Origin of the sequence: [Clostridium] polysaccharolyticum, assembly GCF_900111595.1 — a bacterium.
GTDB classification, from domain to species: Bacteria; Bacillota; Clostridia; order Lachnospirales; family Lachnospiraceae; genus Clostridium_AI; species Clostridium_AI polysaccharolyticum.
This window is the reverse complement of sequence record NZ_FOHN01000010.1, coordinates 35,195-56,314: the sequence shown is the minus strand read 5'-3', so window position 1 is coordinate 56,314 and position 21,120 is coordinate 35,195. Positions and strand designations below refer to the sequence as shown.

Annotated in this window: 15 protein-coding genes and 1 other annotated feature; of the genes, 2 read left to right on the top strand and 13 right to left on the bottom strand. The window is 36.9% G+C overall.

Annotated features, from left to right (window positions below; translation table 11 throughout):
* Positions 1–19: 19 nt before the first annotated feature.
* The 7 genes from BMY85_RS08105 to BMY85_RS08075 all read right to left on the bottom strand — a co-directional run bounded on the left by BMY85_RS08105 (position 20) and on the right by BMY85_RS08075 (position 13,006).
* Complete coding sequence (locus tag BMY85_RS08105) at positions 20–2,596, bottom strand: beta-xylosidase family glycoside hydrolase (protein ID WP_177180698.1); 2,577 nt, start codon at positions 2,594–2,596, stop codon at positions 20–22.
* 130 nt (positions 2,597–2,726) lie between these two features.
* The gene (locus BMY85_RS08100; RefSeq protein WP_092477772.1) at positions 2,727–3,743 is read right to left on the bottom strand and encodes an RpnC/YadD family protein; all 1,017 of its coding nucleotides are present in this window, start codon (positions 3,741–3,743) and stop codon (positions 2,727–2,729) included.
* A 245-nt stretch (positions 3,744–3,988) separates the two neighbouring features.
* Positions 3,989–5,269, bottom strand: coding sequence for a serine--tRNA ligase (serS, locus tag BMY85_RS08095; protein WP_092477771.1), 1,281 nt, complete (start codon positions 5,267–5,269; stop codon positions 3,989–3,991).
* A 136-nt stretch (positions 5,270–5,405) separates the two neighbouring features.
* Positions 5,406–5,609: a binding site (T-box leader), on the bottom strand.
* Between the two features lie 47 nt (positions 5,610–5,656).
* Entirely contained in the window at positions 5,657–7,828 is a 2,172-nt protein-coding gene (locus BMY85_RS08090; protein ID WP_092477770.1) for an RICIN domain-containing protein, read from the bottom strand.
* Between the two features lie 306 nt (positions 7,829–8,134).
* Positions 8,135–8,878 carry an adaptor protein MecA gene (locus BMY85_RS08085; protein WP_143066347.1) on the bottom strand — a complete coding sequence of 248 codons (744 nt, stop codon included), beginning with the start codon at positions 8,876–8,878 and terminating at the stop codon, positions 8,135–8,137.
* A 446-nt stretch (positions 8,879–9,324) separates the two neighbouring features.
* Positions 9,325–11,442, bottom strand: coding sequence for a PTS transporter subunit IIABC (locus BMY85_RS08080; RefSeq protein WP_092477768.1), 2,118 nt, complete (start codon positions 11,440–11,442; stop codon positions 9,325–9,327).
* Between the two features lie 208 nt (positions 11,443–11,650).
* Positions 11,651–13,006: an MATE family efflux transporter gene (locus BMY85_RS08075; RefSeq protein WP_092477767.1), complete on the bottom strand. Its 1,356-nt coding sequence runs from the start codon at positions 13,004–13,006 to the stop codon at positions 11,651–11,653.
* A 168-nt stretch (positions 13,007–13,174) separates the two neighbouring features.
* On the opposite strand from BMY85_RS08075, the gene BMY85_RS08070 reads away from it, so the two are divergent.
* Positions 13,175–14,650: a sodium-dependent transporter gene (locus tag BMY85_RS08070; RefSeq protein ID WP_092477766.1), complete on the top strand. Its 1,476-nt coding sequence runs from the start codon at positions 13,175–13,177 to the stop codon at positions 14,648–14,650.
* 59 nt (positions 14,651–14,709) lie between these two features.
* Here BMY85_RS08070 and BMY85_RS08065 read toward each other — a convergent pair whose 3' ends face one another.
* Both BMY85_RS08065 and BMY85_RS15590 read right to left on the bottom strand, forming a co-directional pair.
* Entirely contained in the window at positions 14,710–15,270 is a 561-nt protein-coding gene (locus BMY85_RS08065) for a GNAT family N-acetyltransferase (RefSeq protein ID WP_242939702.1), read from the bottom strand.
* 371 nt (positions 15,271–15,641) lie between these two features.
* On the bottom strand, positions 15,642–15,803 hold the full coding sequence (locus tag BMY85_RS15590) for a hypothetical protein (protein WP_177180697.1): 162 nt from the start codon (positions 15,801–15,803) through the stop codon (positions 15,642–15,644).
* 173 nt (positions 15,804–15,976) lie between these two features.
* Between BMY85_RS15590 and BMY85_RS08060 the strand changes: the two genes are divergently transcribed.
* Positions 15,977–17,254, top strand: a complete 1,278-nt coding sequence (locus tag BMY85_RS08060; RefSeq protein ID WP_242939701.1) for a chloride channel protein — start codon at positions 15,977–15,979, stop codon at positions 17,252–17,254.
* Positions 17,255–17,321: 67 nt separating this feature from the next.
* Here the strand turns inward: BMY85_RS08060 and BMY85_RS08055 are convergent, their stop codons facing one another.
* From BMY85_RS08055 to BMY85_RS08040, 4 genes are all read right to left on the bottom strand, one after another.
* A complete protein-coding gene (locus tag BMY85_RS08055; RefSeq protein WP_177180696.1) occupies positions 17,322–17,552 on the bottom strand; it encodes a hypothetical protein in 231 nt (76 codons plus the stop codon).
* 71 nt (positions 17,553–17,623) lie between these two features.
* Positions 17,624–19,258, bottom strand: a complete 1,635-nt coding sequence (locus BMY85_RS08050; RefSeq protein WP_092477765.1) for a class I adenylate-forming enzyme family protein — start codon at positions 19,256–19,258, stop codon at positions 17,624–17,626.
* A gap of 198 nt (positions 19,259–19,456) precedes the next feature.
* The gene (locus tag BMY85_RS08045) at positions 19,457–19,981 is read right to left on the bottom strand and encodes an ECF transporter S component (RefSeq protein ID WP_092477764.1); all 525 of its coding nucleotides are present in this window, start codon (positions 19,979–19,981) and stop codon (positions 19,457–19,459) included.
* 32 nt (positions 19,982–20,013) lie between these two features.
* A complete protein-coding gene (locus BMY85_RS08040; protein WP_092477763.1) occupies positions 20,014–21,045 on the bottom strand; it encodes a hypothetical protein in 1,032 nt (343 codons plus the stop codon).
* Positions 21,046–21,120 lie beyond the last annotated feature (75 nt).

The following is a 21,120-nucleotide window of genomic DNA, read 5'->3' as shown; positions in this document are numbered from 1 at the left end:
GATATAAAATGAACTCTTTTTATCCTAAAACATAATTTGTTGGAGCATTTTTATCACTGCCTAAGTCTGCAACAAAATTAATGGATACAGACTGTCCAGGAGCTAAATTTGCATCCCATGATGGGCCTTTAACTGTAACTTTTGATCCAGTCTGACCTGCAAATTCCGCACCCCAAAGGCTGCTGATTCTGCTGTTATAGTTGAATGTCAGCTGCCAGTTGCTATATGTTTTATTAGAGTTATTCTTCACTACTATTTCGCCTTGGAAACCGCTTCCCCAGTCGCTTGTAACTTTATACTGATATGAAATATCAGAATCAACGACTGGTGCTTTAGAAGGTTCTTCGCTTGGTGCTACGCTTGGAGCTGTACTTGGCACTGCCGATGGAGCTACCGATGGTGCCACACTTGGTGCTACAGATGGAGCTATACTAGGCACAACAGGGTTTACTGCTTCAAAAATCCATTGCTGGTTTGGATTTCCAGTTAATGACCACTGGCATACATTGGAACCATCTGTTTTTCCATGATTGTATACATCCAAGTTTTTAGAATCGTTACTTACTTTCGTTGCTAATGTATAAACTCCAGCAGTTCCTGTATTCTGTAATAAGAATTTCTGGGAATCTCCGGAATAACCATGATAAATCTGAATGTTTGCGCCGTCATCAGCAGAACCTCTATCTACATCAAGCATAAAGTTTCCTAATGCACTTGTTAAAGTAATATATCCATCACCTGTGTTTGTTACATACCATTTTTGTCCAGCTGCTCCTGTACCAGTACTAATTTCAACATTCTGTCCAGCTGCTCCTGTGTTGCTTTTTACCTGAAGATATTTTTGAGCATTTACATTTTTAATGTAGTATAAACCGTCTGAAACTGTTCCAGTAACCATAGGCGCTTTGCTTGGATTTGCAGATACAACAGGTGCTGTACTTGGATTTACAGAACTTTCTGTCGGATCATAGCCTGCTCCTTTTAACTGGTCGCTAACCCTAAAGAAATCAAAGTCAACATAACCACCTGTCTGTTGTGTTGCGTAATTAAATAATCCAAAACGGTATCCCATAAAGTGAGTTAAATCATATACCATATTTAACTGGTTACCAATCTTTTTCCAGGAGTTCCCGTCTAAGCTATAGAAGAAGTTTGCTTTGTCACCGCTTCCAAAGCTGCATTCAATTTTTAAATACACTTTATTTGTATTAATGTTTACTGCTTCAATCTGGTTAGGGTTGGAACTTGGAGCGTTTACCATAACGATCTGTTTTGAACCATTATTCATTTTCACGCCAACATAACCATAGCTGTAAGCAAATGCTGTTAAACCAGCAACATCGCCATTTTTCATGTTTGTGACATCCATACATACTTTTGCGGAACATGTCGGTCCATATGTTCTTTGAGTCAATGTATTTTTAGCAGTATGCAATGCACTAGCTGTCATGCCGTTTTTTAATCTTAAATACCCTGGACGTTGTGTAATAGACCAGTTATTGTTGTCTGGGTTGTGGTTCCACTGCCATACTAAGCCTAAACCATTCTTCCATGTCTTTCCGCTGCTTACGCCATCGAATTCATCCGATTTTACGATGGTTTTTCTTCCGCTTCCAGCCAAAGGTATCTGATAAGCAGCAGAAACGCTAGTGCCATTGGAACCAATCATTGGCCAGTCGCTTTGCCATGTCACAGGAGCAAGAACTGGGGAACGTCCAACAGAACCATTGTCTTTAAACATCATTGCATACCATTTTCCATCTGGAGTATCTACAATACCACCTTGTGCTACACCAGCGCCCTGGAAGTTTGTCTGTAAGACAATCTTATGTTCCCAAGGTCCATATAAAGACTTGCTTCGAGAACAGTATTCTGTACGTGGTTTTCCACTTGGCCAAGCAATATTAAATACATAATAATATCCGTTTATTTTGGTTGCCTGAGTACCTTCGAATAAACTTTGTCCTACCAAACGGGAGCCATCAAATAAGGTACCGCTTGCACCACCGTATTTAATGCCCGTTACATCAGAGTTCAATTCAACGTATTTAATCTGAGTACCGCCATAAAGCATATATACTCTGCCGTCAGTATCGAATAGCAAAGACATATCATGGTAAGTACCATTGATTTCATACTTTGTCCAGGAACCGTTTTCGATATCTTTTGTCTGGTAAATGTAAGTTTTGCCTGTTGTGTAAGACATAAAGCTGCAGTAATAGGTCCCTTTATTGTATTTTAAACTTGCAGCCCAGGAGCCTTTACCATACATGCTCTTACCATTTGCTAAATTTGCCTCATTGTTTTCTGCAATGCGGTCATACACATAGTTACAAATCTCCCAATTGACAAGGTCTGTTGACTTCATGATTGGGACACCCGGCGACATATGCATTGTGGTACTTGCCATGTAGTAAGTGGAGCCAACACGGATTACACTAACATCTGGCACATCTGCATAAATGACTGGGTTTGAATATGTTCCATTGCCTTTGTCGGATGAACTATCCGCAGATACTTTGCCAGGTGCTAAGCAAGCTGCCATTGCAAAGCTTAAAATGATGGAACAGATTTTGAAAATAATTTCCCTTTTCATTTTATTACCTCTCTTTCTAAAGGTTGCCCTTTTCTTATATTGTATCATATATGCAAATAAAACGCCATTTCCGAATGTGTCGTGTTCATATGCCTGCTGTGCCTATTGCTGAGTGTTCTATTGATTTAATCTAAATTATTGAAAGCACCATTTCTTTTGCCATGTCAAATGTCAGATTAAACATTTTCTGAATCAGTGCAATAATATCTTCTTTTACAGTTCCCTGCTTTAGCTGATATTCAATACACATTGTAATTGCCTGTTGCAAGCCTAGTTCCTTTCCTTTCTGCAAGCCTAGTTCCTTTCCTTTCTGCAAGCCTAGTTCTCTTCCTTTCTTTAAGCCTAGTTCTTTTCCTTTCTGCAAGCCTAGTTCCTTTCCTTTCTTTAAACCTTCCTCTATTCCTTCTTCAATTGCTATTTCTCTTATCTCTTCTTTTAATAAACGTAATTCTTTTTCTTCATCATATTCAAATATTGACATTTCAATCGCCTCCGCTTTGTATTTAGTAAGAAAATCACTTAATATTCCTTCGCTGATACTCTCATTAACAGCCTGTCCAACTGCTTGGCTTAGTTTCATTGTTTCTGCTTTTGTTCTTACTTTTGAAATATACTGCATATAATCTGACAGGGGTTTGCATTTACTTAGCAAATCATCATTCTTGCCCAAGTTAATATTCACTTTCCTCACTTTAAGATCTAATTCATTATCATCGCCTATGCCAGTATATAAGTCAGAAAGCTGTAAAATTTCGTTTGCACTATCTTCTTCTGTTCCGTTATAAAACACTACAAAATGTGGCTTAGGTATCTTGATTTTCCGTGTTGAATATGTACTTTTGCGTGCTGTCATTTTAGCAAATTCTTTCGTAACATATTGCAAAAAACGTTCTGGCATATTGGGAGAAATAGTTGACTGATGCTCATACATATAAAGCTCGCCATTCATCACAAATGCAATATCATTTTTCATGTTCCGGTAAATAGCATTCTCCAAAGTTACAATTTCAATTAATTCCGGATCCGTATAATCTGTTCCATATAATGCATTAAAAAGACTTAACAAATTTTCCTTTTCCTTAAAAATCATACGAAATAATGCATCTTTGTAGTCACGTCTTACTGGAAATCCTGTTCCATTTTCCATTAAACCTCCAGACCAGCAGGTTCCTCCTCTGAAAACCCTGCTTAAAATATTGAAAAAGCTAAGATTTTCAGAATTGATTCATAGAATTGAATAAAGAACTGTTTTACTTCTTAGATAAATGAAAACTTGCTTTTACCATAATATACCACACTATTTGCATATATGCAAGTATTGAGTTAAGAAAAAAAAACTCCATAACCTAGTTTTATAAAAACCGGTTATGGAGCTAATTATATTAATTTCTATTATTTTAACTTATCCTGCCCACCCATGTAAGGACGTAATGCTTCTGGAATCTTAACAGAACCATCTGCCTGTAAGTTATTTTCCAAGAAAGCGATTAACATTCTAGGTGGTGCTACAACAGTATTATTCAATGTGTGCGCAAAGTATTTATTACCATCTTTCCCTCTTACACGAATCTTTAATCTTCTTGCCTGAGCATCACCTAAAGTTGAACAGCTGCCAACTTCAAAATATTTCTTCTGTCTTGGAGACCATGCTTCAACATCACAGGATTTTACTTTTAAGTCTGCTAAATCGCCAGAACAGCATTCTAATGTACGAACTGGAATATCTAAGCTTCGGAACAGATCTACCGTATTCTTCCATAACCTATCATACCATTCCATAGATTCTTCTGGTTTGCATACAACGATCATTTCCTGTTTTTCGAACTGGTGAATACGGTATACCCCACGCTCTTCAATACCATGAGCCCCTTTTTCTTTACGGAAACATGGCGAATAGCTTGTTAATGTATATGGAAGCTGTTCTTCGTCGTTAATTGTATCAATGAATTTGCCAATCATGGAATGTTCGGATGTACCAATCAGATACAAATCCTCCCCTTCAATTTTGTACATCATGGAATCCATTTCGTCAAAACTCATAACACCAGAAACTACATGGCTGCGAATCATATAAGGCGGGATACAGTAAGTGAATCCACGATTGATCATAAAATCACGGGCATATGTGATAACAGCAGAATGAAGTCTGGCAATATCACCCATTAAATAATAAAAACCATTTCCAGCTACTTTTAAAGCACTGTCAATATCAATGCCGTTAAATCTGCTCATGATCTCAGTGTGATAAGGAACTTCAAAATCAGGAACCACTGGTTCACCATATTTCTGGATTTCTACGTTACAGCTGTCATCTTTACCAACTGGTACAGATGGATCGATGATATTCGGAATTACCATCATGATTTTTGTAACTTTTTCACTTAATTCTTTTTCAAGGTTCTCTAATTCAGCAAGACGCTGTGCACTTGCATTTACCTGTGCTTTTACTTCTTCTGCCTCTTCTTTTTTCCCCTGGCCCATTAAAGCACCAATCTGTTTAGATAATTTTTTCCGGTTTGCTCTTAAATCATCGGCTTCCTGCTGTGTTTTTCTTGCCTGTGCATCTAATTCAATTACTTCGTCCACCATTGGAAGTTTGTGATCCTGGAATTTCTTCTTAATATTTTCTTTTACTACATCTGGATTTTCTCTTAAAAATTTAATATCGAGCATTTGAACTGCCTCCTGTATTTTTTATAAGAACAGCTTTTGTCTGGTTGTATAGGGCTTTCTATTTTACCAGTCCCATATAGGACCATAAAATAAAAAGCCTCTCATCCCAGACGTAATGAATCCAATAGGAATCCATTAATGGGACGAAAGGCTGTATCATCTTCCGCGTTGCCACCCAAATTGCCGTTACCGGCCACTCGACGTATGATAAGGGACACGACCCCTGCAGCTTTTGCTGCATTGCTCAGAAAGTGGAAAGATTCTGACTCTTACTGGTTCACACCAAACACCAGCTCTCTGGAAAGAATGATAGAATCGTAGTTTTCGTCGTCGCTCATATAAGGATATTATACACAGAAAATGTAGATTTTACAAGTTAAATTTTCCTTATCCAAATGTATAACCACTTGGTGCACTGGAAGCATTGCCATCGGCAACAAAATTAATAGTTACACTCTTGCCAGAAGCTAAAGCTGCATCCCAGGATGGGCTTTTAACAACAACTTTAGAACCTGTCTGTCCACCAAAATCTGCTCCCCAAAGGCTTCCTACTTTATTGCTTGTATTAAATGTTAATGTCCATCCATTGTAAGACTGGCTGGATTTGTTCGTTAATACAATCTGCCCCTGGAAACCATTGCCCCAGTTGCTTACTACAGAATATTCGCAACTGATTCCACTTGGCAATCCAGAAGCGGAAGAAGCACTGCTTGGTGCTACACTTGGTGCGGCACTTGGTGCTTTACTTGGCTGTGCACTTGGAGCAGATGCTACAGGTTCAAAAATAAACTGCTGATTTGGATTTCCTAATAAACTCCACTGGCATACATTTGTTCCATCTGTCTTACCATGATTATAAACATCTACTACTTTTGTTCCATTACTTGCTTTTGTTCCAATTGTGTAAACATTTGCAGCTGAAGTGGACTGTAAGATAAACTGCTGTGCTGTACCACTGTATGCATTATAAATCTGAAGATTTGCACCATCTTCATCAGCACCATTGGCAACATCAATCATAAAGTCACCTAAACCACTTTGTAATGTAAAATATCCGTCATTTGTATTCTTTAAGTACCATTTCTGGCTAGCAGAACCTGTACCTGTGCTGATTTCTACGTTTGCTGTAGCAGAAGCATTGTTGCCTGCTACTTGTAAATATTTCTGTGCATTTACGTTTTTGATGTAATACCATCCATCCTGTAATTTACCAGCTGGAACAGCAGATGGCGCTACGCTTGGTTTTGCAGATGGTGCCGCAGAAGTTGTTACAGAGCCTGTTCCTAAATCACATACGAAAGTAGAAACACTACGTGCAGGAAGGGAGGCATAGAAACCATTTCCTGTTAATGCAAGATTCTCTGTTTTTGCAAGACTTTCGTTTCCAGATGTTCTGTAACGATCTACTTTTTTGATTGAACCGTTTGTTACATTAAACAATTTTGTGTACTGCTGATCGGTATCATTTGTTGCAACAATAACTGCTTTGCCGTCTCCTTTATATGCAGAAACATATACGTTAGATTCTGGATTTAAAGTAGCATCAACACGTTTGTAGCCACGGCGGATAAATTTAGAATACTGAGCCATACAGTAACCACGTTTGCTAATAGAACCATCTTCTAACATTGGACCATAACTTCTTCTAATGTACCACCATACATAAGCCTGCATATCACCTCTTGCAAAAGCATCGTTCATATTAACGGCAACTTTTAAAGCATTTGGCCAAGCATTTGCAGAACTTGAACTGTCTGGAACATATACTTCAGTCATCCAGAGTTCCTTTCCTTGTCCTTTTTGTTTAAATAAAGGATAAGACATCTGGCTTGGCTGTGTACCATAAAAATGAGTACCTAAAATATCCATATTCGCAAGTGCAGCTGCATCATTCAAAATCGGATCAGACATATTTTTTAAGTACTGGAATGATTCTGGTGCCATAACTTTACAGTTAATTTTGCCAGCATAATTCTTCATGAAATTAAGCATTTCCTGTGGAGTCCACCAGGTCCAGGTATCCGCATAATCTGGCTCATTCTGAACGGAAATGGCATATAGATTTACACCATTGTTTTTCATATAGGTAACGAATTCATTTAAATAATCAGCATAAGCTCCATAGCTTGAGTATTTTAATCTTTGCTGATTGGGTTTTCCGTTACGAGTAAATTTCTCGCACATGCTTGCTGGAGGGTTCCAAGGTGAAGCAAAAACTAAAGCTCCTTTTGCAACGGCTGCTTTTGCAGTTGCTAATTCTTTGGACCAGTTGTTTTTGTTCTCATCAACGTGGATCCTTAAAATAGAGAATCCTAATTGATTAGCACCGTTACCAAATGCAGTTTCTCTTTGAGCAGAACTTAAATCGCTTGTCCATACTGGATGGTTGATACCACCAATACCTTGCATGGTCTGTTTCTCAGACGCTAAATTTACGGTTACATCACTTGCGGCTTGGACAATTGTACTATTTTTAATGGAAAATGGTACAATTGATGCTACGGCAAGAGTAATAGATGTAGCCAGTACACATATCTTTTTAACTGTTTTGTTGAACATACATTCATCCCCTTTAAAATATTCTTAAAATTTAACTATTTTCTACCTATTTTTTGTATAATTCTTTTAATAAATAGGTTGAAAAAACCTCCTTTCCATTTTATTTTAATAATTTTTGTATAATTAATCAATATACTATTGTGCAAAATTGTGCATCCTATATATTTGTGTTAAATGAAAACATGAAAAGAGGCTGAAGAACCAGAATCTTCAGCCTTCTTTGAAGAGCGAGCCTTGTGCCAATGCTAACTTAATAACATTGGGATTTTTCCCATAGCTCTTTTGGACTTATAAATTAGGGACTGTTTATAAAAGCTTCAATACTTCCATCGGATTTTCTTTAATAAGAACATCTCCGTGTTCTGCTAAAAATCCAGATTGAAGCGATTCTTTTTTCAATCCTTGTGCAAATTCACCTGCTAACATAAAAAATGTCTTCTTAACAGAATCTTCTGCATCTGTTAATTGTGCAACCAGAAAATAACGCTCTTTTTGTTTATATAAAGTTCCAGGAACGGATGGGCATGCTTTACAGAACTGCTCCACTGTGTCCAGATCAGGAAATTCTACAATGTACGCCAGAGGGATTACAGGATGTTCCGCTTTTTCCTCTTCCTCGCTGGCTGCTTCAATAGTTTCAGCTCCAGAAACTTCATTAGAAGCCGCCGCTTCCTCTATACACTCTTTCAGTAAATCTTCCTCTGCACTACCTGATTCTGAACTATTTTTATCCTGATTCATTCCATTAAGCACACCTAATCCAAATGCTTTTAAAAGGCTTTGTATGGTTCTGTCAACCATTTCCTCTACATGATGTTCGGTAAAACTTAGAACGATCTGGTGATCTGGTAAAAAAGCTGCTTGAACAGCAGTAATATTTTCAGACATTTCAAATCCTTCTTCGTTTCCTTTTTCTAAAACCAGTTTCATAAATTCAGTTGCACGCTCCTGGTTTCTGCAAATATCTTCTAGATCAAATCCCATTTCGATGATTTCTTCTTCTTTTATCATGCATCGTAACATGTGTTCATTTACTCTTCTAAAGATCATAATAATTACCTCGATTCTCCACACATTTTTCTTTTCCTGTACCCGTGTAAGAAATACAGGCTCTATCGTAACCCTAAGGGAAGTATTTTCTACTTAATATTATATAGCAATATAGCATGATTTGTTAGCAGTGTCAATAGTTGAGTGCTAGCAAGTAAATTTTTCACATTTTGAGTATTTCCAGTTAGTTTTCAAATATTAACTTGCAAAAAAGAAAGTTACACGAATGTTTGTACCTATTTGTGTGATTTTTGAAAAAAGAACTATAGAACTGGAGCTAGAATATAAGATACTTTCTGCAAAGATGATGCAATAGAAATATTAGAATGCGCAGCAAACAAGATAAAATATATAACTGCAAAAAACGGTGTCTATTTTGCCCCTTGGAAGTCAGACCATAACTCCAAGGGACAATAGCAACAAGCTTTTTTAATAAGTAAACACTATTATTTAACTTCTATAATATCAGTATCTACGTCTACCTCTCCTATTTTCAAAATAGAGAGCGATTGATTATCTGCTAAATTAGTAATTATAAATGGTGTTGCAGTATCTGCAGCATGCTCACGAATATATTCTAAATCAAATTCCATAAGCTTATCACCACGTTTTACTTTATCCCCATCTTTCACAAATACATGAAAGCCTTGGCCTTCTAGCTTCACTGTGTCAAGGCCTACGTGAATTAATGCTTCTAGACCTGTTTCTGTAACTAAGCCAATCGCATGCTTAGATGGAAATACAAAAGAAATTTCACAATCCATTGGTGCATATACCACGGAATCCGTTGGAAAAATAACAATTCCATCCCCCATCATTTTTTCTGAAAATGCGGCATCTGGTGCTTCCGTTACACTTTTAACATTTCCTTTGATTGGACAGCCTAAAACAATTGTTTCTGAACTATTAGCTGTATCTGAGGTTTCGTTATTGTTAGCAGCATCGGATTCTATATCTACTTGTACTGGATTGTCTAAGTAATCCTCTAAATTGGACTTAATAACGGATACCTTAGGTCCGTATATAACTTGTACTCCTTTTCCCTTGCATATAACACCAGCTGCACCAGACTGTTTTAATAGTTCCTGATCAACTTTCTTATCGTCAATTACAGTACAGCGAAGTCTTGTAGCACAACAGTCTACATCTGAAATATTTTCAGCACCCCCAAGACCTTTTACAATCATGGCAGAAGTTATCACATCCTGATTTATATTGGTGCCCTTTTTCTTTTCTTCTTTGCTGCTATTTACATCTGCTCTTGTATACAGTTTGACCTCTTGATTATCATCCTCACGTCCTGGAGTTTTATAATTAAGTTTGGTAATTAAGAAATAGAACAAGCCATAATATACAAAGAAATAAACAATACCTACAATAACAACCCAAATCCAGTTTGTCTTTGCATTTCCTTGCAGAATGCCGAATAAAGTTAAATCGATTAATCCACCTGAAAAGGTCATGCCCACTCCTACATTAAAAATGTGCATGAACATATATGCCAGACCAGCAAATACACAATGAATAATATACAACAATGGAGCTACAAATAGGAATGTAAATTCAATTGGCTCAGTAATACCTGTAAGTGCAGAAGTTAATGCAGCGGAAAGTACTAAACCTCCCACAATTTTACGTTTTTCTGGTTTAGCTGCCTGAAACATAGCAAGTGCAGCTCCTGGTAATCCAAAGATCATAAGCGGAAATTTTCCAGACATAAATCTTGTAGCAGAAACGCTAAATCTCTGTATTGTTCCATCTGCTAATTCTGCAAAGAAAATGTTTTGTGCACCTTCTATAAGCTGGCCACCAACTACTGCTGTTCCACCTACTGCTGTCTGCCAGAATGGCAAATAAAATACATGATGCAGACCAAAAGGAATTAAAGCTCGTTCCATAAATCCATAAACCCATGTACCTGCATATCCTGAACGTAATACCAGATCACCAACTGCATAAATGCCGTTTTGGATGGCTGGCCAGATAAAGGACATAAGAATTCCTACAAATAAATAAACAATTGAGGAGATTATAGGTATAAATCGTGAACCTCCGAAGAAAGAAACCACTTGTGGAAGGGCAATTTTGTAGAATCGGTTGTGTAACGCAGCAACACCTAATCCTACAATAATACCGCCAAATACACCCATTTGCAAAGATGATATGCCAACGGTATCTGCAATAGAACCGCTTGGAAGAGTATCAGCAAGATTTCGGATATCAATCATGACAGAAATAGCGGCATGCATGATAAAATAAGCAATTGCGGCTGATAATGCGGCAACTTCTTTTTCTTTCTTTGCCATTCCAATTGCCACACCCATCGCAAATAGGATAGGAAGGTTAGCAAAGACAATATTGCCACATGCATTCAGGATTAAAAGGAAATTATACAATAAAGTTCCTTCTCCCAGTATTTTTGTTAAACCATATGCTTCTATCATTGTCTGATTTGTAAAAGAACCACCGATTCCTAAAAACAGACCTGCGACAGGTAAAATAGCAATTGGCAACATGAAGGATCTTCCTACACGCTGTAAAACACCAAAAATTTTGTCTCTCATTTCAAATAATCCTTTCGTATTACAATTTTTAGCCTGTTACTAGATCATTATATAAATTATAGAACGACATAGCAATGGTGTTTCCTACCAACTAATTTTTTCCCTGTAATTAGTTAAGAAATACTTCTTTACCATATTATTGGTTTTTTCATAAGAAAAAACACGACTTTAAATCCGTTCTGAAATTTAAGACGTGTTTCTTGCTTTTCTATTTCGTTTCAAGAAATGTATTAAACTGTTTTCCAAGTACCAAAGCCACAAGAAGCAAAAATACCATACAGACCAGCCAGGTAGACGGTTCCGTATAACTTGCACCAACATAACCAAAACGTGGCACTATAAAGAATTTCGAAAAAATCTTCATGCCAAGTTCAATACTGCTTGCTATAAGCGGCACTATTTTCCTTCCAAAACCTTGCAGGGAAGAACGAAGAACAACTAATATGCCAAGAAAAATGAAAAAGTTAATATTAATATGAATATTCATAATTGCATTATCTATCACTTCTTTATTCTTGGTATGTGTTAGCAGGAATACGATATCTTCTCCAAATACATAAAGTATAACAAAGGAAAATACTGCCCAGCAAAAAGAAACCTTGCATGTAGTTTTGATGCCATCTACAATACGCTTGCCCTCTCCTGCTCCAAAGTTCTGACTTACAAATGTAGCTGCAGCTGTAGCCAGAGCAGCAAATGGCTGCATAAATATTTCTATAATTCTTCTTGCAGCTGTATGGGCAGTTACATAAACCAGCCCCAATTTATTAATTCCACTTTGCAAAATTACAGAACCAATCGAAAAAATGGATGACATAAGTCCCATAGATAGTCCTGTTGTAAATAATTCTCCTAAGAGGTTCTTATTCAGCACAAAATTCTTTTTGGATAATTTCAATTCTGGATAATTCTTTGTTATATAAAAGAAACAGCCCAATACAGAAATGCCTTGGGCAATTACAGTTCCTAGTGCTAATCCAGCTACATCCATATGAAAACAGATTACAAGAACCAGATTAAAGAATATATTTAATATAGATGTTACAATTACAAAATATAAGGGAACTCGGCTATTTCCTACTGCCCTCAAAATTCCACCTTCCATGTTATATAAAAGCGTTACGCCAATTCCCAAAAGAATTACCATTATGTATTCGTAAGAGCGCTCAAATATGCTTTGTGGTACACACATAAAACGTAAAAACACTTTTAATCCTAATACAGAAAGAGAAGTCATCCCAAAGATCAAGAAACCATTTAAAATCAATGCTGCTCCAATGGCATCTCGAAGCCCGTCTTCATCCTTAGCTCCAAATCTTCTAGCCCATATAATACCAAAACCGTTGTTCATGCCATTGGAAAATCCAATTACCAGACTATAAAGAGTGCTTGTTGCTCCAATGGCAGCTAATGCTTTATCCTCTAAAAGATATCCTGCTATTACCATATCCATAATATTATAGAGCTGTTGAAATATAACACCAATAAACAAAGGAATTGTGAAAATCAAGATATGCTGCAGGATATTTCCTCTGGTCATGTCCATAGTACGATTCGTTCGCATTTTTTCCTCCTTAATTCCAAATTACTGCCCAGCACTTATTCTATCAGAAAAAGCACTTTCAGAAAAGTAGAACAAGTCGAATTTACTCGCTTTTTCTTTGTTTTCTTGTGGAAAATTACCATGCTATGTTTTATACTATTAGATATAAAAATTATGAGAGGTAGTAAAATGGAAAGAGAAAAATTCAGTTCACGTCTAGGTTTTATCCTAGTATCAGCAGGCTGCGCTATAGGTCTTGGAAATGTATGGAAGTTCCCGTACATATGTGGCGAAAACGGAGGGGCCGCCTTTATATTGATTTATCTCGCATGCTTAGTCTTATTAGGCCTTCCTGTATTAATATGTGAATTTGCGGTAGGCCGAGGAAGCAAACGAAGTCTTGCAACAGCGTATAACACCCTAGAACCAGAAGGAACCAAGTGGCATCATTTCAAATGGCTCTCTGTTCCTGGTAATTACTTGTTAATGATGTTTTATACGATGGTAGGTGGATGGATGCTATATTACGCCTACGTTATGGCAACAGGAAAATTAAAAGATTTGTCACCCGATGAGGTAGGAGCCCACTTTGGAAGTTTTACAAACTCCCCTGCTATTATGACTCTATTTACAATCATCGCAATCATTCTTTCCTTTTCCGTCTGTGCATTAGGGGTACAAAACGGAGTAGAAAAAATTACAAAAATTATGATGGTTTTATTAATTGGCCTAATGGTTGTATTAGCTGCAAACTCTTTGCATTTATCTGGTGCTTCCAAAGGAATCCGTTTTTATCTGGTTCCAGATTTTACAAAATTGAAAGCCAAAGGGATTGGAAATGTAGTATTCGCAGCAATGACTCATGCCTTCTTTACTATTAGCGTTGGCATTGGCTCTATGGAGATTTTCGGAAGCTATTTATCCAGAGACCGTAAACTTGCCAATGAATCCCTAAGCATCGTGATTCTGGATACCTTCGTTGCTTTAACTGCTGGACTTATTATTATCCCAGCATGTTTTGCCTTCGGTGTTCAGCCAGATTCCGGCCCATCTTTATTATTCATTACATTACCAAATGTATTTAACAAAATGGAACAAGGACGCATATGGGGAACACTATTCTTTGTATTTATGTCTTTTGCTGCACTGTCCACTATTATTGCCGTATTTGAAAATATTGTATCCATGACTATGGAACTTGGAAACATGAGCAGAAAGCGTTCTGTATGGTTAAACTGCATTGCCATCAGCATCCTTTCCATGCCTGCCATTTTAGGATTTAATGTATTAAGCGGATTTCATCCAATTGGCACCAATTCTGCTATTATGGACTTAGAAGACTTCCTGGTTTCCTACAATATTCTTCCATTAGGAAGCCTGATTATTGTATTATTCTGTGTCAAGAAAAACGGATGGGGTTTTGAAAACTTTTTAAAAGAAGCCAATAACGGAAAAGGAATTACCTTGTCTAAAGCATTTCAAGGATATTTAGCATTTTTCGTACCTGCGTTAATTGTAGCGGTCTATCTAAGAGGCTACTATGATTTCTTTAAGAAATTTTCCAAGGCTGCATTTATTTTCTGGATGTGTTTTGCAGTTACCTGCTTGCTTGTTGTATTTAGAATTGCCTTATTTACCGGAATAAGAAAAAAAGCAGACATTTAAAAGAATTATTATAAAATTCCTATAAAAAACGTGAGAAGATCCACTTCCCACGTTTTTCTTTATAATACCTCTTTTATATTCCGTACCACTTCTGGTACATCACTTTCAAATTCTAACTTTTTTTCAAACCAGCCAATATCATGCCAGTCGTTTAATTTGTAACCAGATCTATGAAATCTTCCAATAAGCTCAAATCCAAACTTTTCATGAAGCTTTTGACTTTTTTCATTTGGCAATGTGACACAGGCATATAAATTGCGTATTTTCTGCTTTTCCAAAAGTTTAAACAATTCTGTATACAGTGCAGTTCCTGCTCCAATCCGGTGATACTCTTTATCAATGTAAATTGAGGTTTCCACACTCCATTGATAAGCTGCACGGCTTTTATATGGGGTTGCATATGCATATCCAACGATTTTTCCATCAAGCTCAGCTACTAAATACGGATATTTCTCACTTATATTCTGTATTCTTCCTTGAAATTCTTCTTTCGATGGCACAGTATACTCAAATGTAATGACCGTGTCTGTAACATAAGGACCGTAGATTTCCAATAACCGTTCTGCATCCTCTGTTTCAGCCATCCGAATGCTCAGCTTGTCTTTTCTATAAAGTTCCAACCCTAATTCCTTCTTTCTTACGTATTTACTCCAATCAGACTTTAAATCCTGTTTCTTTACCATATGTATTATACTATACTAGTCAACCGAAATCTATTAGGCTGCCGGAAATCCAGACATTAAAAATCCCTACTAGAACTCTAGTAGGGAAAAAGGATATTAAAATATTAGTAAGAAAAAAGGGCTTTTACATAAAATTCAATTTGGGGGAATGAATCCTTATGTAAAATTGCTCCATAAGCACTTGTCTTAGTGCTTGATACTATATTACAACAATTTCTCATTAAATTCAAGTGCTTTATCGCTTTCATGTCTTAAATGCTGTTTTTTTTGTATCAAGCTGTAAATTTTCACATTTACAGCTTGATACATTACTGTTTTGTTTCCTGACAGGCAATTTTTAAACGGTTATTTTCATATTTTTTCTTGTTCCCGCATGATAACTTATACAGGAAACAAAGTTTTTTAACTGCATACTCTATTACAATAAAGACACTGAGAACCAGGAAGCCAATTGAAATTTCTACATACATAAAATAAACTCCTTTGCTCTACAATAATACTATATTCCTCTTCATATAATAGTGTTTACAGTTTTCTTATGAAAATGATATAATTTTTCTTAACCTTTAGTTGACATAACTGGTATAATAGTCATAGCATAAAAATACAAACATAAACCAATAAATATATGGAGTGATTACAAGTGAAAAAAGAAATGCAAGAGAAACTGGAGTATTACTATCATCGTATTACTTCCAATCTGGCTCTATTTGCAAAATGGATGTTTATCTCAAGTATTGTTGGCATCGTAGTCGGTGTTATCAGTTCTGCTTTTGCTTTTAGCATGAAAGCTGTTACGGATTACCGCCTAGAACATCCGAATATTATTTATTTATTACCTTTAGCAGGATGCTTCATTGTCCTTCTATATGCATTATTTCGTTATAAAAATGACAAAGGAACAAATCTGGTTCTTTCCACAATTCATGCGGAATCAGAAATTCCTTTTAAAATGGCTCCTCTGATATTCATCTCTACCGTTACAACACACTTATTTGGCGGTTCTGCTGGCCGAGAGGGTGCTGCTCTTCAGCTTGGAGGAAGCATTGGCAATCAATTAGGCCGGTGGCTTAAATTAGACGAACCTGATACCCGTGTTATCGTTATGTGTGGTATGAGTGCAGCATTTTCTGCTGTATTTGGCACTCCTATGGCAGCAGCCATCTTCTCTTTGGAAGTTGTAAGTGTTGGCGTTATGTATTACGCTGCTCTAATGCCCTGTATATTTTCATCTATTATCGCTTCCATGTTCTCTGCCCGGATGGGTATTGATACGGAAAGTTTTGAGATACTGCATATACCTGCCCTGCACATCATACCATGTTTTAAAGTTATCCTTCTTGCCATGATTTGTGCTTTGCTTAGTGTGGTATTTTGCATGATGTTACATGGAACCGGAGACTTATTTCGAAAATACATAAAAAATCCTTATTTTCGAATTCTCTTTTCCAGCTGCTTGATTTTAATCCTTACAAAGCTCTTAGGTACAGCAGATTACTTAGGTGCTGGTATTCCTGTAATCGAAAAAAGCATTCACCAGATGCAAGTAGAACCTCTGGCATTCTTCTGGAAAATGGTTTTCACCACTCTAACATTAGAGGCTGGTTTTAAAGGTGGCGAAATTGTACCATCCTTCTTTATCGGTGCATCTTTTGGCTGTATATTTGGTACTATAATGGGAATCTCTCCTTCGCTTTGTGCTTCTACTGGCATGATCGCTGTATTCTGTGGTGTAACTAACTGTCCAATAACTTCTATGTTTATCAGCTTTGAGTTATTTGGCTTTGAGGGAGTTCCATTCTTCCTAATTGCCATCAGCGTAAGTTATCTTATGTCCGGTTATTACGGATTGTATGCAGACCAGACAATTGTATATTCAAAATACAAAACTAAATATGTCAATCGAAAAACACATGATTAAGAAAATAGCATAAAGGAATTTCCATAAAGCAAAAACAGATCAGAAAATACAATCCGATCTGTTTTTGTTATTCATCAAATTCAGCTTCTACATAAAACCCTTTTTCGGTTTCTTTGATATCAATTATCTTACCAGTACGAGATTTTAAACGTTCACCAAAAGCAAAATTGCCAGACATAGCCACAGCAGGCTCGATGACGTAATAATACAGCGTTGGCAGCTTACCTTCTCGAATCTTAACTTCCTGTCCTATCTCAATAAGCCCTTGGCGTTCCATCTTAAATTCCATTCTTCGCATGGACATGCCTCCTTTTTTCCGCTTACATCATTATAATACAAGGATCTGGCCTTTGCAATATCCAAAAGGAATCAGCCTTTATTCTGAGCTTCTACTAAACTTCCGCCACAGTACCTCTTTCTAAGCTTTGGTTTTTCAATCTTTCCAGTAGGATTACGAGGAATATCTGCAAAAATAACCTTATGTGGTCTCTTATAACGAGGCATTTTCATACAGAATTCATTAATATCTTCTTCTGTAACTGTACAGCCAGGTTTTAGTTCAATAATAGCAGCACAGATTTCACCAAGGCGCTTATCTGGCAGACCAATTACTGCAACATCATGAATGCTCTCGTTGGTACGAAGGAAATCTTCTATCTGAACCGGGTACAGGTTTTCACCTCCACTAATAATAACGTCCTTTTTGCGATCCACTAAGAAAATAAATCCATCTTCATCTTCCTGTGCCATATCCCCTGTAAAGAGCCAGCCATCTGCTAACACTTCATCAGTAGCCTTTGGATCATTATAATAACAGGTCATAACACCAGGACCTTTTACAGCAAGCTCTCCGATTTCTCCTTTTGCAACTGCATTACGGTTTTCATCTACAATCTTTACTTCCCAGCCAAAACCAGGCTTTCCAATTGCTCCAACCTTATGTATATTTTCCACTCCAAGATGTACGCATCCTGGTCCAATAGATTCACTTAGCCCATAATTGGTATCATACTGATGATCTGGGAAATATTTTTTCCAATGAACAATTAAGCTTGGTGGTACAGGCTGTGCACCAATATGCATCAGTCTCCATTGATCCAGATCATAGTCCTCTAATTTCAATCTGCCACTGTCAATCGCTTCTAAAATATCCTGTGCCCAAGGAACTAAAAGCCATACAATGGTACATTTCTCTTTCGAAACTGTATCTAAAATAAATTCCGGTTTCGTACCTTTTAGCAAAACGGCTTTACTGCCTGATAATAAGCTTCCGAACCAGTGCATCTTCGCCCCTGTATGGTAAAGAGGAGGAATACACAGAAAGACATCATCTTTTGTCTGTCCATGATGGTTCTGTTCAACTCGGCAGGAATGCAGCAAACTTTCATGATTATGTAAAATAGCTTTTGGAAATCCTGTTGTACCTGATGAAAAATAGATAGCAGCATTATCTTTATCGGTAACCGTTATATTAGGACGCTGGCTGGAACTGTTAGCAGTCAGGCTTGTATAGTCCTCAGCAAAACTTGGACATCCATCACCTACATAAAATAACAGACGGTTTCTGCTTATGCTGTCTGCGATTTCTTCTACACGGCCAATAAATTCAGGCCCAAACACTAAAACATCTACCTCAGCAAGATTTACACAATACTCAATCTCCTCTGGTGTATAACGGAAATTCAAAGGCACTGCCAAAGCACCAGTTTTCAAAATGCCAAAGTAGATTGGGAGCCATTCCAAGCAGTTCATTAGCAAAATTCCTACTTTATCCCCTTTTTCGACACCACGGCTCAATAATAGATTGGCAAATCGATTGGCTTTTTCATTAAATACATTCCAGGTAATTTCACGTCGGTAATGAGTCGTTGGGTTCGGCTCCATTAACTCATATTCCTTCCAGGTAACTCTCCTGACTTCTTTTACCTCTGGATTAATTTCAACCAGACAAATATCGTCACCATACAATTTACAATTCATTTCAAGTAATTCTGTAATTGGCATTATTTTCGTACCCCTTTATCTGTTATATTTACTATGTAAATTTAAAACTTCAATACTTTTATCCACTAAAGTAAATATACCCTCTTTATATGCAAAAGTCAAGCTTTGGAAATGGCAGATATACATTTGAAGCCAGACAAACCAGCAGTTTCCACGACTTATATACACCTATCTACCATATTGTGCCACAGTAATTTTCTATTGTTTTGTAACATTTTTTATAACTGGAACAATAATTACTGCAAAGAGACCTCCAGCAAGTGCTGTTATAAGCTGAGGTAAGAAAAAAACAGCCGACAAAGCCATTGCTTTGCTTTTGGGAAGTCTTAAAAGCAAAGGGATTGCCACTTTTACAATTCCAAGATACATAACCAAAAATTTTGCTGCTGCTCCACCGACGCAAGCCTGTATGTAACCGAATCCTCCCTTCCACTTCCTGCACACAAAATGCCAGACAAGAATTATCACCAGATTACCTGACATGATAAATGGAATCAGTATCCACATGGGACCGATTCCAAATATTTTTGCCAAAACAGGCGATATGAAAGCAACGGTTAAGCCAGTAGACAAGCCATAAACCATCACCGATACGATTAATACCAGATTAACAATAGTTCCTGTGAGCAGTGTGCTTCCAAATGACACGGAAGCTATCTGTGCTATAATCAATAAAGCAGCACATAGTGAAGTGCGAGTTATCCATACGATGTTTTGATTCATTTTATCACCTTTTGCATTTTATTTTGTCTATGTTAATTATCTTCCAAATATCCGATTAATTCTTCTAAGATAGGTTTTTCCATTTTTCCTATTTCTTCGTATTCCTTTATTACATGCATAAAATTCTGCTCTCTGCTTGCAAAGTCTCTTTGAAGTACCCGATAAACGACTCGGTATAACCGGTCCGCTATTTCCCCATACCGTTCCATCAAAGGCGAAGCATGCTCTTCATCCAGAATGCCTTTTTCCACACAATACAATATAGTCCCCATCATATGATTCTTGTGTTCATACATAACATTAAAAAGCATCCAGTCAGGGATTTCCCTTCGCTTCATGCAGCCATTCATATGGCCACTAAGCATTTCATAATTTTCTATTCCGAAATAATGGACACGAGCAATTCTATGATCAAATACTTGTTCACTGTGAAAAACACTACTGTCAAAATACAGAGACAGCTTGTCTCTGCTATCTCTTGCATATGTATAATCTTTCAGCATTTCTATTAGCGTTTCTAGACTGAATTGATAAGAATATTCATTATTTAATTTGATTTTGTAAAGGCAGTTTGCATCATTACTTGTTAAACCTTCCAGAAATGCCTCTGTACCCACTTTATGCTTACTATAGAAACCATTGTCAAACTGAACGTATTCAAAATTGGAACCGTTATCTTTATGTAATAAAATGTCATGCACGTAATGGCTTTTCTGATATGCAAGTTCTTCTTGGGTATAAAACTGGTCTAAAAACAGATACCATACAGAATCTTTTTCAAAATTATCCTGAATCATAGGGAGAATGGCTTCTTTAGGAGAAGATACTAATCTAAGAGAATAGTTTTCATAATGCAGCAAAGGAATATAACCAAATATATTTCCTGTTAAATAATCTAATATACATTTATCTGCGGGATCCCGGCTAATATCTTCACACCATCCAATTAACTGGATGTAACTATTATAATGCCAGTCCCTGTAATCTTTATGGCTGGCAATAATGCATTCAGCAAAAGCATTCAGCTGATATACTTTAATATTGGGATTCCTATTTATTATCATTGGTTCAGCTCCTTATTCATTATTTTTAGCATTGGTGTAAATGCCATAGCACAAGCAACTAGTACCAGACATTGT

Coding starts and splice junctions, on each gene's coding strand:
- BMY85_RS08105 (WP_177180698.1), bottom strand. CDS start 2,596: ATGAAAAGGGAAATTATTTTCAAAATCTGTTCCATCATTTTAAGCTTT.
- BMY85_RS08100 (WP_092477772.1), bottom strand. CDS start 3,743: ATGGAAAATGGAACAGGATTTCCAGTAAGACGTGACTACAAAGATGCA.
- serS (WP_092477771.1), bottom strand. CDS start 5,269: ATGCTCGATATTAAATTTTTAAGAGAAAATCCAGATGTAGTAAAAGAA.
- BMY85_RS08090 (WP_092477770.1), bottom strand. CDS start 7,828: ATGTTCAACAAAACAGTTAAAAAGATATGTGTACTGGCTACATCTATT.
- BMY85_RS08085 (WP_143066347.1), bottom strand. CDS start 8,878: ATGATCTTTAGAAGAGTAAATGAACACATGTTACGATGCATGATAAAA.
- BMY85_RS08080 (WP_092477768.1), bottom strand. CDS start 11,442: ATGAGAGACAAAATTTTTGGTGTTTTACAGCGTGTAGGAAGATCCTTC.
- BMY85_RS08075 (WP_092477767.1), bottom strand. CDS start 13,006: ATGCGAACGAATCGTACTATGGACATGACCAGAGGAAATATCCTGCAG.
- BMY85_RS08070 (WP_092477766.1), top strand. CDS start 13,175: ATGGAAAGAGAAAAATTCAGTTCACGTCTAGGTTTTATCCTAGTATCA.
- BMY85_RS15590 (WP_177180697.1), bottom strand. CDS start 15,803: ATGTATGTAGAAATTTCAATTGGCTTCCTGGTTCTCAGTGTCTTTATT.
- BMY85_RS08055 (WP_177180696.1), bottom strand. CDS start 17,552: ATGCGAAGAATGGAATTTAAGATGGAACGCCAAGGGCTTATTGAGATA.
- BMY85_RS08050 (WP_092477765.1), bottom strand. CDS start 19,258: ATGCCAATTACAGAATTACTTGAAATGAATTGTAAATTGTATGGTGAC.
- BMY85_RS08045 (WP_092477764.1), bottom strand. CDS start 19,981: ATGAATCAAAACATCGTATGGATAACTCGCACTTCACTATGTGCTGCT.
- BMY85_RS08040 (WP_092477763.1), bottom strand. CDS start 21,045: ATGATAATAAATAGGAATCCCAATATTAAAGTATATCAGCTGAATGCT.